Origin of the sequence: Oecophyllibacter saccharovorans (assembly GCF_006542375.1) — a bacterium.
Taxonomy (GTDB): Bacteria; Pseudomonadota; Alphaproteobacteria; order Acetobacterales; family Acetobacteraceae; genus Oecophyllibacter; species Oecophyllibacter saccharovorans.
In genome coordinates, this window is sequence record NZ_CP038143.1 from 1,871,652 (window position 1) to 1,884,741 (window position 13,090).

A 13,090-nucleotide genomic window follows, 5' to 3' on the forward strand; every position below is an offset into this window, starting at 1 on the left:
GCGTGGTTCCGCTCAGGAAGCGGTGGCGTCCAGCCAGCCCTGCAGGGTGTAGGCAGCCGCCATCTTGTCCACGACTTCATGGCGGCGTTTGCGCGTCATGTCCGCTTCCTGGATCAGGAAACGATTGACGGCACTTGAGGAAAGGCGCTCATCCCACATGGCGGCGGGGCATTCCAGACGGTCGGAGATATCCTTGGCCCAGTCTGAAGCCGCCCTGGCTGCGGGGCCGAAACTGCCATCCAGCGACATGGGCAGCCCCACAACCAGCGCGCCGATCTGGAACTGCGTGCAGAGCGCGGCAAGCTCCTTGACATTGACGGCCATCTTGCCGCGCTTGAGGACAGTCAGCGGGCTGGCCAGCATGAGGGAAACATCAGACAGGGCGACCCCGATCTGGCGGCTGCCGGGGTCCAGACCCAGGACGCGGTCGGCAGGTTTAAGCAGAGCGCGAAGCTCCTTTGGATTGAACAGAGTCATGTCCCAGCGTTATGATCCCATCCCGAGTTTGAATGCTAGCCTGAATTTTTTCTTTAATTTCATTCGCAGGATGAGTCATGTCGCTTGATGCGAAAACGGTGGCGCGGATCGCCAGACTGGCCCGGATCGGCCTTGAAGATGACGAAGTGGCCACCATTCAGGGACAGATGGAAGGCATCCTCGGCTGGGTGGACCAGCTGAACGAGGTGAATGTTGAAGATGTGCCGCCCATGGTCGGAACCGGGCTGGCGCAGCCCCACCTGCGGCAGGATATGGTAACGGATGGCGATTGCCGTGAAGCCGTGCTGTCCAACGCGCCCGATCGGGTCGGGCCCTTCTTCACTGTGCCGAAGGTGGTGGAATAATGGCTGAGCTGCATGATTTTACCCTGGCTTCGGCGCGCGATGCGCTGAAAGCGCGTGAGATTTCCGCCCTTGAACTGACCGAAGCCCATCTTGAGGCGATCGAAAAGCTCGACGATCGTCTCAACAGTTTCATTACCCGTACGCCTGAGCTGGCGCGCGAGCAGGCCCGGCGCGCCGATGAAGCCCTGGCTCGCGGAGAAGGGGGAAAGCTGTGCGGCATTCCTCTGGGCATCAAGGACCTGTTCGCCACCAAGGGCACGCGCACGACTGCCGCCAGCCGCATCCTGAGCAATTTCATTCCGCCTTACGAAAGCACCGTGACAGCCAACCTGCAGAAAGATGGCGGGGTATTCCTGGGCAAGCTCAATCTCGATGAATTCGCGATGGGCTCGACCAACCTGACCTCAGCTTTCGGCGGGGTGGAAAACCCCTGGAAATACAGCGATTCAGACGCGCGCCTGGTACCGGGCGGCTCTTCAGGCGGCTCCGGCGCTGCTGTCGCGGCTGGCTTGGTGCTGGGGGCGACCGGCACGGATACAGGCGGCTCGATCCGCCAGCCCGCCGCCTTCTGCGGCATTGCCGGCATCAAGCCGACTTATGGAAGATGCTCGCGTTTCGGAACGGTGGCTTTCGCAAGCTCCCTGGACCAGGCCGGCCCCATGGCGCGCACCCTGCAGGATTGCGCCATCATGCTGGAATCCATGGCCGGTTTCGACCCCAAGGATGCCACCAGCGTGGACGTGCCGGTGCCGGACTACGAAGCGGCCCTCGGGCGCGGGGTCAAAGGCATGCGGGTGGGTATTCCCAGGGAATATCGCCTGGCCGGGCTGGACCCGGAGATTGACGCGCTGTGGGAGCAGGGCATCGCCTGGCTGAAAGAGGCCGGGGCGGAAATCGTCGATGTCTCCCTGCCACATACCCGTTACGGCCTGCCGACCTATTACATCGTGGCGCTGGCGGAAGCGTCTTCCAACCTGGCACGCTATGACGGCGTCAGGTTTGGCGAGCGCCAGACGCGCGACACGCTGGACGGCATGTATGAAGCCACGCGCGCTGCCGGCTTCGGCGATGAGGTGAAGCGGCGTATCCTGCTGGGCACTTACGTGCTGTCTTCGGGCTATTATGACGCCTATTACCTGCGGGCCCAGAAAGTGCGTACGCTTCTGCGTCAGGATTTCCAGAAGGCGTTTGAGAAGGTGGACGTGCTGCTGACCCCGACCGCGCCTTCCGGGGCGTTCGGCTGGGACGAAAAGCCCACAGATCCCATCCAGGTCTATCTGAATGACGTTTTCACGGTTCCTGCCAGCCTGGCCGGTGTGCCGGCCCTTTCAGTGCCTGCGGGGCTGAACAGCCGCGGCGTTCCATTGGGGCTGCAGCTGATCGGGCGGGACTTTGAAGAGGAAACCCTCCTGGCAGCCGGCCATGTTCTGGAACAGGCGGCCAATTTCACCCATCGTCCCACCCTGCATGCGGGAGGTGCAGCATGAGCAGCTATCGAATTACCGGTGAGACGGGTGAATGGGAAATCGTTGTCGGCCTTGAGGTGCATGCCCAGATCGTCAGCCGGTCAAAGCTCTTTTCAGGCGCTTCAGCCGAATACGGCGCTGAGCCCAACACACATGTCAGCCTGATTGATGCAGGCTTTCCCGGCATGCTGCCTACGCTGAATGAGGAATGCGTGGCCCAGGCCGTGCGCACGGGGCTGGGGCTGAAGGCGAAGATCAACCTGTTCAGCCGTTTCGACCGGAAGAACTATTTCTACGCTGACCTGCCGACCGGCTATCAGATCAGCCAGTTTGCCCATCCCATCGTGGGGGAAGGGGTGGTCGAGACCGAACTGCCTGACGGCAGCACGGGCAGGGTGGGCATCACCCGCCTGCACATGGAGCAGGATGCCGGCAAGTCCCTCCATGACCAGGACCCGACACGCTCGTTCATCGACCTGAACCGGGCCGGTGTGGCGCTGATGGAGATCGTGAGCGAGCCTGATATCCGCTCACCTGAAGAAGCAGGGGCCTATCTGCGCAAGCTGCGACAGATCCTGCGCTATCTCGGCACCTGCGACGGCAACATGGAAGAAGGCTCCATGCGGGCGGATGTGAATGTGTCTGTCCGCAAACCCGGTGAGGAAGGGTTCCGCACCCGCTGTGAAATCAAGAACGTGAATTCCATCCGTTTCGTGATGCAGGCCATCGAGGTGGAAGCACAGCGCCAGGTGGAGATCTGGGAAGCAGGCGGCACTGTGGACCAGGAAACCCGCCTGTTCGATCACGCAAAAGCCGAGACGCGCTCCCTGCGCAACAAGGAAGACGCGCATGATTACCGCTATTTCCCCGATCCTGATCTTCTGCCTCTGGTCCTGAAACAGGAATGGGTGAATGAACTCAAGGCCGCCCTGCCGGAGCTACCCGAAGAAAAGCGGGCGCGCCTGGAGCGCGAGTATGGCGTGACCCGTTATGAATCCGGGGTGCTGGCTGCTGAACAGGCAGTGGCTGATTTTTACGAGGAAGTGGCGCGTGATGCAGACGCGCGCCTGGCTACCAACTGGATGCTGGGTGACTTTTTTGCCGCCCTGAACCGGACCGGCCGTTCCATTGAGGACAGCCCGGTTTCCGCCAAGGGCTTGCGGGAACTTCTGGGCCTCATCAGTGATTCCACCATCAACGGGAAAATCGCCAAGGAAGTGCTTGAAGACATGGTGGAGACCGGCGAGAGCGCCAGCGCCATCGTGGACCGCAAGGGGCTGCGTCAGGTGACCGATACCGGCGCCATTGAAAAAGCCATTGCAGACATTCTGGCAGCCAATGCCGATAAGGTGGCCGAATACAAGGGTGGCAAGGAAAAGCTTTTCGGCTTCTTTGTGGGTCAGACCATGAAAGCCATGAAAGGAAAAGCCAACCCGGCCATGGTCAATGAGCTCCTCAAAAAGCTCCTTGCCGGCTGAGGATAGCTGTTCTTGAAGGTTGACTTTAAGCGGGTTTTCCCTTAAGAACACTCCTGCAAACGCCGTGTAAACGCGTAGGACGCGGAGGGGTGGCCGAGAGGCTGAAGGCGGCGGTTTGCTAAATCGTTATACGTCGAAAGGCGTATCGTGGGTTCGAATCCCATCCCCTCCGCCAGCGCACCATCCGCCTACATTCGAATACGACCGAACAAGCGCAGGAAACTGCGCTTTTTTTTGTCCGGTAGTTCTTCAAGGCTCTTTCCGACGGTGGCTTAAATCCTTCATGGTAAGCAGCGGTTGCCTTAGGCGGCCGGCCTTCCTCTGGCGTGGAATTTCCTATTTGGGGAAATAATGCCCCAATGGTCCAGGGCAGTAAATCAAAGCAGAAGCCTCTGTGCAGTAGAGAAAGGTCGTCGGTTTCATCGCTGCCTCAGGATAAGCTGCAGCCCCCCGGTATTTGCCCCAGGCTCGTCTGATGACATTTTTGGCAGCGTTCAAGTGCTTCCGCTCAATAGGCCACCTTATCAGACGTATAGATTGACCGACTGCATTGGGACAGGAGGTAAAAACAGCTTTTCCTCTAGAGCCGTGCTGTACGGCAGGCTGCTTCCTATGAGGTGGCAGGAGAAGAGGGCGAGAGATTGAATTAGGGGCTGGGGTAGGAGTCAGTCTTCTTTAAGATTCATAAAAAATAAACCTTTTATTGAGATTATATTGGTAAATGAAATGTATGATTAAGCACTCTTAAATACCGAATAAAGCCAAAGGATTTCTCAAAATGTGCGAAATTATCAACGCTCGAGGTGCGTCCGAAATTCGCAGTGTTCGTCCGGAATGGAAGCAAGGTCAGGCCGGTGACAAGCAGAGAGAGGCCATGAGCACCAATTCCTCTGCAGCCCTTACCATATCCCCCTCCTATTCAGAGGAGGAGCTCATTGCTTTGGGAAAGAGAACGGCAAGTGAGGGCGCAAACGAGTTCCTGTCCAATCGCCATCAGGCGCAAGAAGATGAAGTTATTGCCTGGGCCTTCGACATTGGTTTTGCCTCTGGCCTGAGATATGGGCTGCTCACAAAAGGCGAAGAGATAACGGAAGAAAATCCCCTGGTAAGTTTCCTCCTCACCAAAGTTGATGAGATCATGGAGGAAGCACGCGTGCTGCTTATGGAAGGTCCCCAAGAGAGCGCCGAATGATTCACTAGATCTGTACTGACCTCAAGCAGGATAGTGGCGAATCGCTGCAAGTCCGCTTCTGGATCTGCCTTCAGCCACAAGAAGACCCATAAGAAGACATTGAACCGTTTTTCCTCTTTCGGCCTTACCCGATAGGCTTGATAGAGAAAGAACGGTTTTTTATGTGGCGCTCAGCTCTTTTCAGGTCTTTTATAGAGGCTTCCATATCCCTGCATGGCTGATTGGGATATGAATAAAAAGAGAGATATTTCAGCTGGCGGGCCGGGTGAGGGCTGGCTGATGGTGGAGGAAGAGGGGCGGATCATGTGGAAACCGAATTTCAGGGCTGTAGGCACGCTGGCGCTGGGAAGCGCTTTAATAGGGGGCGTGTTGCTGGCTTCTTCCGCCTGGGCGCAGCTGGCCGTGCCGATCAATCCCACCCGCGTTGACCCCGCCTGGATCGACAGTGTCACGCATACGAAGCTGCTTGAATATGGCGGCAACTGGTATTGTGCCCTCAGCCAGGAAGGGCGCTATGGGTGTGATAGCATGCAGAAGGCCCCTGGTCTTTCACTCTTCCTGGGAAAAGACCACACCTTGAGTGTAGGCGTGTTGTTCGCCTTCGGGCCGGGAACGCCACATGATACGCAGGTTGTCAGTCTTTCCTTTCCGAGCGGCTACACCCTGGGCTTTCATGATTCTCCCTTTCATGTCCTGAGCTCTTCAGAGATCGGACCTTTCGTCAAAGCCCTGACTTCCAACAAGGTCGTTATTATTCACACGGCTGACGGACATGACTGGCCCATCTCCCTGCTGGGCATAGACAAGGCCGTAGAGGCGACCCGCTTTTACGTCCGCGAGCACAATATTCCCGTTCCCTCTGAATTCATGGCCTCAGCGCATTTGAAGCCAGGTGACCGCAAGGTAAGCGTCAGCGTTTCACAGTAAGGCGGCAAAGGTAGGAAAACGGCCAGGACTGCTTGTGGCTTTTCTCAGAGAAGCGCTACGCTCTTTCAGGGAGGAATCAGTCCTCCTTGTCGCGTTAACGCGCTTAATTTGAAGGGAAGATCCAATGACATTAGAGGACTTCAAAGCAATCCTGGCTGAATTCCTGACTTCAGGTAGCGATATGATGAATATCTGGCGCCGTAACGGGTACCATTCTGTCGTGTGCAAGGAACATGAAGATCTGAAGATCGTGGGTGAAAATCTGGTTATTTCTCCCAAATCCGGTCCGGCCCGCAAGGTATACACGTCTATTGACGCTATTGAATGCATTTCCTTTGCTGAACGAGGCAGCTGCAAATAACGTCTTCAATTCCTCAATAGGGATGAAGAGGTCTGTTTACTGGATTTTCTCCAGAATTTCTCTTGCAGGCCTCTTTGCTTTAATGGCTGCGCCAGCTGTGGCGGCCCCGCAGGATAATTGCAGCTGGCTCGGACCGGGACAGCTTCTGCCCCAATCCGGCCAGCTGCTTTGCAGTGATGAATTCGCCGTTGGTTATTCAGCGTCTGACCGGGAACCGCTTTGGTCAGCTGAGCATCTGACAGCAGAAACGCTGCAACAGGCCGAGGCCTTGCATCATCGCCCTGACGGTTTTCACGCCGATAAGCGCCTGCCTGAGACAGAACGGTCCGAGCTGGATGACTATGCCCGTTCAGGCTGGGGGCGGGGACATCTGGCACCAAGCGGCGACATGTCGTCCTGGGCGGCACGAAAGCAGAGTTTCACGCTCAGTAATGTCATCCCCCAGAATGAAACCCTGAATTCAGGCAGGTGGGAAAAGATCGAAGCTGCAACCAGGCGTCTGGCCTGGAGGGATGGGGAACTTTATGTCGTGACAGGACCTGCCTTCCGGGAAGCACGTGGCTTCATAGGGCCTGATCGGGTGCGCGTTCCTTCCTCGATATGGAAAGCGGTTTATGATCCCCGCCGAAGGGCAACGAGCGTGGTCGTCTGCCGCAATGAAACGCGTACCCATTGCGCTCAGGGTCCCGTCAACGGCTTGGAGCGTATCACGGGGATTGATCCCTTTCCCGGGTTGCCGCTCCAGATCCGGGACCATTATGTGCCTTTACCGTTGCTGCCCGTCCGAACCACCGAAGACAGGTGGCCTGTTTACCGACACCGGAAACAGAAAATAGCCAGCTGGTTTGAAAGACTGCTTCAGTAAATGTCAGCACACCCTGCGTAGAGGCAACCAGATAAGGTAAGGTAATCCTGCAACCCCGTCGTTCCGACGCAAGGACCCTCATCAGGGAAAGGTGTTTTCTCGTGGAAAATTCCACCTCTCGTGTTTTCGAAGATTTTCCGGGCCAGTACCATCTCATTTCCGCTCCAGGCACTGCGGGGCTGACGCCCCACATCATCCTGCAGATGAGTGGCCAGCCTTATCAGCTGACCCTGCTCAATCTGCGTGCAGGTGAGCAGAAAACACCGGCTTATCTGCGCCTTAACCCTAACGGGCGCGTTCCGACCCTGATTCTGCCGGACGAAACAAAAATTTTCGAGGCAGCGGCCATCACCATGGTGCTGGCACGTGCTTTCCCGGAACTTGGGCTCTGCCCTGACTTGCCTGACGATAGAGCGCTTTACGACCAATGGCTGGTTTTTCTAACCAATACATTTCAGGCCAACTACATGCTTTTCAGGCATCCTGAACGTCTGGTCGGGGAGAATACAGCTACTCAGGTAGCTGTGGCCCAGGGGGCGGCAAAGCGCTGCGAGGCCTGCCTGCAGATCCTGGCCAAGGCCCTTGAGCAGAAGGGGCCTTATCTGCTGGGCGAGAAACTGTCAGCAGCTGACCTTTACCTGGCCATGATCTGCCGCTGGGCAGCGCGTCTCCCGCAGCCACCAAGAGCTTTTCCAGCCCTTGCGGCCCTGCTTGACCGCATCAATGCCCTTCCCGCCGTCCGGGAAGTGCTTCTGCAGGAACAGATCGAAGGCCCCTTGGCCTGAATCCTGGCCAGCGGGCCGGCAACTGAAAGCCTGTGAGTGAAGAGGTCTCTCCCGCCTGGGCCAGGTCAGGCGAGAGAGGGGCACACAGTTGAGAACCGGGTCTTAGAAGATGATGCCCGCTGTCTGGCCGCCATCGACCGTAACCGTGGTGCCTGTCATGAAGCTGTTCCAGGGGGCGCACATGCTGACAACGGTTTCAGCCATTTCACCCGGTTGACCCACGCGCCCGTCCGGCTGATGGGCCAGGATCTTTTCCCGGCCGTCCGGCATGGAGAGGAACTTGTCGAGCAGCGGCGTTTCCACAGGGCCCGGGCAGAGGGCGTTGATGCAGACATTGTGACGGGCATAATCCAGCGCGGCGGCCTTTGTCAGTCCGATCACGCCCCATTTGGAAGCGCAGTAGGCGCTGACGCCGGCAAAGCCGATCTCTCCGGCCACGGAAGAAGTATTGACAATGCGCCCGCCGCCCGATTTGAGCATGAGCGGGATCTCATACTTCATGGAGAAAAAGACCCCGCGCAGATTGACGTCCAGGACGCGGTTCCATTCTTCAGCTGAAATATCCGCCATGCCTGCAGCGACACTCTGCGCCATGCCGGCGTTGTTGAAAGCCGCGTCCAGCCGCCCGAAACGGCTTTCAACCTCTTTGAGCGCATCAGCAACATGGCTTTCCACGCTGACATCACACCCGCTGATGCAGAGGGGCTTTTTGCCGCCCGCAGCCTCGATCTCCTGCTGCGTTTTGAGCAGCGGCGCTTCCGCACGCCCGACCAGGATCAGCTGCGCCCCCAGACGAGCGAAAGCCAGCGCAGAGGCCTGGCCGATCCCGCTGCTGGCGCCGGTGATGAAGACAACCTTGTCATTCCAGTAATCAGCCTGGCTGACGGATGGATGAACCTGGGTCATTGATGAGCCCTCCGGAAAGAATGAAAATCTCTCAGACGTGCAAGAACGCTGAAATTCCCATCATCATGAAGGGTGGCGCCCGGTCGAACAACCCCTTCAGGAGGAGGAAGATCCCTCCACCTGTGAGGGGCTGCTGGCGGATCTGACCGGGTTGAAGGTCTGGAAGGAAAGCGTGGCATGCGCATCCGCCATCCAGGAGCGCCAGAGACTGTTCATGCAGGCCATGACAGCAGGGCCGATGAAGAGCCCCAGTAGGCCGAAACAGGCGATGCCCCCCAGAATGCCGAACAGCGCCCACAGGAAGGGAAGGTTGGTCTTGCCCCCCACCAGCATCGGCCGAAGGAACTGCCCGGCCAGGGACATGATGGTATAGCCGCCGATATACACGCCGATCCCCCACCACAGTGAATGAAAGGAGATGATGAGACAGCAGATCGCAAGCACGATCCCGCCCAGGAAGGGGATCATCGAGCCGATGCCGGTCATGAAAGCCAGGGCGAGGGGCTGGGGAGCGCCGGCCATGATGTAAAGAACGCCGATCAACGCGCCTTCGCCCAAGCCCACAACCACCAGCCCCATCAGGGTGCCATAAACGGATTCAATGACCTGGCGGCCAAACACCTCTCCCTGCTGGCCGAACAGGCAGTTGGTCAGAGCACTCAGTTCCTTGATGAGGCTGTCACCGTATTTCAGCACGAAATAAAGCGCTGTGGTCGCAAAGGAGAATTCAATGCCCAGGTTCAGAAAGGACATCGCCACATATTGCGTGACACTGATGGCAGGCTTGAAATTGAGGGTGGAGAGCAGGTGCTCCAACGCATGGGGCGTTTCAAGATTGTTGTGCCACCAATGCGCCAGCTTGTGGCCGATGACAGGCACATGCGCCACCCAGTCCGGCATGGGTAGGCCGGATTTCAGCACTTCTTGCAGATAAGGCAGGCCGACCATCGCTTCCTGCGCCGCCTTGACGGCGATGTAACACAAGGGGGCGATGAGGACGATCGTGATGACCGTCGTCGCCAGGGTCGGCAGGATCGTGCTGTTCCATTTTCCGTTCTGGGGCCACCATTTCTGCATGCGCCGGTAAAGCGGCCAGGCGCAGATGGCAAAGATCCCAGCCCAGGCCAATGCACCCAGAAAGGACCACAGGATGTAGAGCGACGCCGCCACGATGAAGAGCGACAGCCAGAACCTGGCTTTCTTCTGCCGCCGTTCCGTCGCGGAGGGTTGGGGTTGAGAGTCTGGAGAAGGGGCAGAAGAGGAAGGCAAACGCGGAACTCCCGAAAATTCAAATGCTTGGCTTCGCGTCAATGCGGAAGAGACGGAAATGGAAACCTGTCAACGAGGACGGGGGGCAGACCTGCAGAACTAACGGCCCACGCCAGGGTTGCAGGGAGCGGGGCCAGACTACATCTAGACTCTAGTGGCTCCTGGAACCCTCCTGTGAAGCGCTGACGGGGCCTGAGAAAGCCCGGCTCTGGCGTGCTCACCTGGAGGATACCTTCGCGCGGCGGCTGAAAGCGCTGCGGTCGGCCCGGGACCTGAAGAATGAAGCTTTACCGGGCTTCTTCACCGATACAAGGAATTTCTGCATGAAAACCACGGCCTACGGCGCCCAGACGGCTGAATCCGCCCTGAAACCCCTCGAAATCGAGCGGCGTGATCTGCGTGATAATGACGTAGAGATGGAAGTCCTCTATTGCGGGGTCTGCCACTCCGACCTGCACCAGGTCCGCGATGACTGGGGCGGAAGCGTGTATCCGGTCGTTCCGGGCCATGAAATCATCGGACGTGTCACTGCCACGGGCCCGAAAGCGAAGAAATACAAACCCGGGGATCTCGTGGCCGTCGGGTGCATGGTGGATTCCTGCCAGCATTGTGACCAGTGTGAGGAGGGTGACGAGCAGTATTGCCGCGAAAGGCCCACCCTGACCTACAATTCCCCTGACCGCATTGACGGGCGCAACACGCATGGCGGCTATTCCAAGCATCTCGTGGCGCGGGAGGATTTCGTGCTGCGCATGCCTGAAGGGCTAGATGCCTCACGGGCCGCGCCCATTCTCTGCGCCGGCATCACCACCTATTCCCCCCTGCGGCACTGGGGGGTTAAAAAAGGCAGCCGGGTCGGCGTGATCGGCCTGGGCGGTCTGGGCCATATGGCTGTCAAGCTGGCAGCGGGGATGGGCGCGGAAGTGACCCTGATCACCCGTTCAGCCAGCAAGGCCAAGGATGCTGCCGAGCTCGGCGCACAGCACAGCCTGATCTCAACCGATCCTGTGGCCATGGAAGCGGCCAAGAACAGCTTTGACCTGATCATCGATACCGTGCCGGTCGAGCATGATCTCAAGCCTTACGTGCCCCTGCTGGACATCAATGGCGCGCTGGTCATGGTCGGCCAGATCGGCCCCATGGGCGAGATGGACAGCGTGCCGATGGTCATGGGGCGGCGCCAGATTGCCGGTTCGGTCATCGGAGGGATTGAGGAGACGCAGGAGCTACTCGACCTCTGCGCCGAGAAGAACATCCTGCCTGACTGCGAGATCATCCGCATGGATGAAATCAACGATGCTTTTGCGAGGATGGAACGCGGTGATGTCCATTACCGCTTCGTCATTGACATGAGCACGCTGCCTGGCCCGCGCGCCTGAAGCGGCAAGGTCTTCCGTCAGTTCTCAGGCACTTCGCCTGCAGAACGGGCGGAGACCTGCTCTTGCATAGCAATGTAGCGGCGTGCAGCCGGGGAGACCGTCAGGCCCATGGTAAGACCAGCTGAGAGCAGATAAAGCAGCGCGAAGGTCCATATCACATAGATCATGCCCCCTCCGAAAACAGCTGCACACAGGCTGACGATCGCAGGGCCGATCCAGGTCGAAGCGCCAGCACCCAGCCCCAGGATAGAGAGGGCGGCGGCTTTTTCCTTCGGGCAGATCTGAGGCATCAGCCCCGAAAGGGGCACGAAAGCGGCAATCGTTGCGCCGTAGAAGATGCCTGCCGCTGCAGCGAGCCAGAAATTCCCCGGGAACCAGAGAGGCACATAATAAAACAGCGGGATGGAGACAAAGCCGCCCACGCCCCCGAAGAGGGCGACCACTTTGCGGCTTCCCAGTCGGTCGGCCACCATGCCGGCGATCAGGTTAAAAAGAATATTGCTCAGGAAGATCAGCGAGAGCAGATTGAGCCATTCCCCCAGTGAAAACCCCAGCCGGTCGACAAAGAAGGCCGGCATAATGGCCAGGAAGGCGTATTCCGAAGACGTATCGATCGTGCGGACGATGCCGGCGATGAGCGTTTTCGGCTCACGCCACATGATGCTGAGCGAGCCGAGAAAAACCTGGCTTGCAGGGATGTGGGCAGGCAGCAGGCGCTTTCTGCCGGTCGGCTCATGGGTGAACAGCAGGGCGATAAGACCACCGGCGACGACCAGCACAAGAGAGCACCAGAAAGTGTTGAGCTCGCCGATCTGGGGAATGGCCAGACGGGCGAACTGCGAACCCAAGGTCGGCAGACCGGCCGAAAAGGAAAACCAGAACCACCCGGCTGCCGAGCCCAGCATCGCTGTAGGTGTCGCAGCGGCGATCCAGACGAGCAGCGCATAGGCAAAAAGCGGATACGCAAAGCCGCGCAACGTGTAGAAGAGCAGGATCATGGCGCTGTTGTTGGGGCCCAGACCCAGCACGAGAAAACCGATTTCAAACACCGCCCAGAGAATGAGCCCGATCCACATGACCTTTTTCGGCCCCCAGAGATCGGAAAGCGGCCCGGCCAGCCACGCCGAGACCATGACGGCGATGCCGTAAAAGGTGAACAGCTCGTTCACGAAGGCCTGGGAGTGACCGTTATGGAGCATGTAGGTATCGAGATACCCGGCCTCGACACCATCTCCGATCATGAAAAGAAGCTGACCGACAAAAGCCCAGAACAGGGCCCGGGGAATGCCGATACGTTCAATGAAGCTGTGTTTTTCTACCATCACATCAGGCCAGGCCGGCCTGCCTCTCCGGTTGGGCACCAGCTCTCCCTGTCGCTTACACTATCAATCGCCACGTCATGACAGGAGATACCCAGAAGAGCGGGCCGGGGGGATGAGCCTGCATGGAGGCTCAGCTCAGCTGAAACAGACGTTTCCGCTTCCGGCCACCAGCAACTGATACGAAATCAGGAAAGAACGAGGCCTCACCCAGGTGAGGGGCCAGGCAGAGTGGCGCTGAAAACAGCTGGGCAACGACCTGCCGGAAGAGAACGTTTGTGCGGGACGCCATCATAACGTT

At 58.4% G+C, this 13,090-nt stretch carries 12 protein-coding genes and 1 tRNA gene; 9 read left to right on the forward strand and 4 right to left on the reverse strand.

Features of this window, described 5'->3' with window-relative positions:
- Positions 1-12 precede the first annotated feature (12 nt).
- Positions 13-477 (reverse strand): Holliday junction resolvase RuvX, encoded by a 465-nt coding sequence (ruvX, locus tag E3E11_RS08095; RefSeq protein ID WP_141451940.1) that lies wholly within the window; start codon positions 475-477, stop codon positions 13-15.
- Positions 478-554: 77 nt separating this feature from the next.
- Here ruvX and gatC point away from each other — a divergent pair, with 77 nt between their 5' ends.
- The 8 genes from gatC to E3E11_RS08135 all read left to right on the forward strand — a co-directional run bounded on the left by gatC (position 555) and on the right by E3E11_RS08135 (position 7,916).
- A complete protein-coding gene (gene gatC / locus E3E11_RS08100; RefSeq protein WP_141451941.1) occupies positions 555-842 on the forward strand; it encodes an Asp-tRNA(Asn)/Glu-tRNA(Gln) amidotransferase subunit GatC in 288 nt (95 codons plus the stop codon).
- Positions 842-2,329, forward strand: coding sequence for an Asp-tRNA(Asn)/Glu-tRNA(Gln) amidotransferase subunit GatA (gene gatA / locus E3E11_RS08105; RefSeq protein WP_141451942.1), 1,488 nt, complete (start codon positions 842-844; stop codon positions 2,327-2,329). Before gatC ends, gatA begins: the two co-directional genes overlap by 1 nt.
- Positions 2,326-3,786 (forward strand): Asp-tRNA(Asn)/Glu-tRNA(Gln) amidotransferase subunit GatB, encoded by a 1,461-nt coding sequence (gene gatB / locus E3E11_RS08110; RefSeq protein WP_141451943.1) that lies wholly within the window; start codon positions 2,326-2,328, stop codon positions 3,784-3,786. The genes gatA and gatB overlap by 4 nt, the downstream gene beginning before the upstream one ends.
- Positions 3,787-3,869: 83 nt before the next feature.
- A tRNA-Ser gene (locus E3E11_RS08115) sits at positions 3,870-3,961 on the forward strand.
- 699 nt (positions 3,962-4,660) lie between these two features.
- Positions 4,661-4,978: a hypothetical protein gene (locus E3E11_RS08120; protein ID WP_141451944.1), complete on the forward strand. Its 318-nt coding sequence runs from the start codon at positions 4,661-4,663 to the stop codon at positions 4,976-4,978.
- A 228-nt stretch (positions 4,979-5,206) separates the two neighbouring features.
- Positions 5,207-5,905 carry a hypothetical protein gene (locus E3E11_RS08125; RefSeq protein WP_141451945.1) on the forward strand — a complete coding sequence of 233 codons (699 nt, stop codon included), beginning with the start codon at positions 5,207-5,209 and terminating at the stop codon, positions 5,903-5,905.
- Between the two features lie 443 nt (positions 5,906-6,348).
- Entirely contained in the window at positions 6,349-7,131 is a 783-nt protein-coding gene (locus E3E11_RS08130) for a DNA/RNA non-specific endonuclease (protein WP_168189230.1), read from the forward strand.
- 101 nt (positions 7,132-7,232) lie between these two features.
- On the forward strand, positions 7,233-7,916 hold the full coding sequence (locus E3E11_RS08135; protein ID WP_141451947.1) for a glutathione S-transferase family protein: 684 nt from the start codon (positions 7,233-7,235) through the stop codon (positions 7,914-7,916).
- Between the two features lie 102 nt (positions 7,917-8,018).
- Here the strand turns inward: E3E11_RS08135 and E3E11_RS08140 are convergent, their stop codons facing one another.
- Together E3E11_RS08140 and E3E11_RS08145 are read right to left on the reverse strand one after the other, a co-directional pair.
- Positions 8,019-8,822 (reverse strand): SDR family NAD(P)-dependent oxidoreductase, encoded by an 804-nt coding sequence (locus tag E3E11_RS08140; protein WP_141451948.1) that lies wholly within the window; start codon positions 8,820-8,822, stop codon positions 8,019-8,021.
- Positions 8,823-8,918: 96 nt separating this feature from the next.
- A complete protein-coding gene (locus tag E3E11_RS08145; protein WP_168189231.1) occupies positions 8,919-10,091 on the reverse strand; it encodes an AI-2E family transporter in 1,173 nt (390 codons plus the stop codon).
- 323 nt (positions 10,092-10,414) lie between these two features.
- Between E3E11_RS08145 and E3E11_RS08150 the strand changes: the two genes are divergently transcribed.
- Positions 10,415-11,470 carry an NAD(P)-dependent alcohol dehydrogenase gene (locus E3E11_RS08150; RefSeq protein ID WP_141451950.1) on the forward strand — a complete coding sequence of 352 codons (1,056 nt, stop codon included), beginning with the start codon at positions 10,415-10,417 and terminating at the stop codon, positions 11,468-11,470.
- Positions 11,471-11,487: 17 nt separating this feature from the next.
- Here the strand turns inward: E3E11_RS08150 and E3E11_RS08155 are convergent, their stop codons facing one another.
- On the reverse strand, positions 11,488-12,792 hold the full coding sequence (locus E3E11_RS08155; RefSeq protein WP_141451951.1) for an MFS transporter: 1,305 nt from the start codon (positions 12,790-12,792) through the stop codon (positions 11,488-11,490).
- Positions 12,793-13,090: the final 298 nt, after the last annotated feature.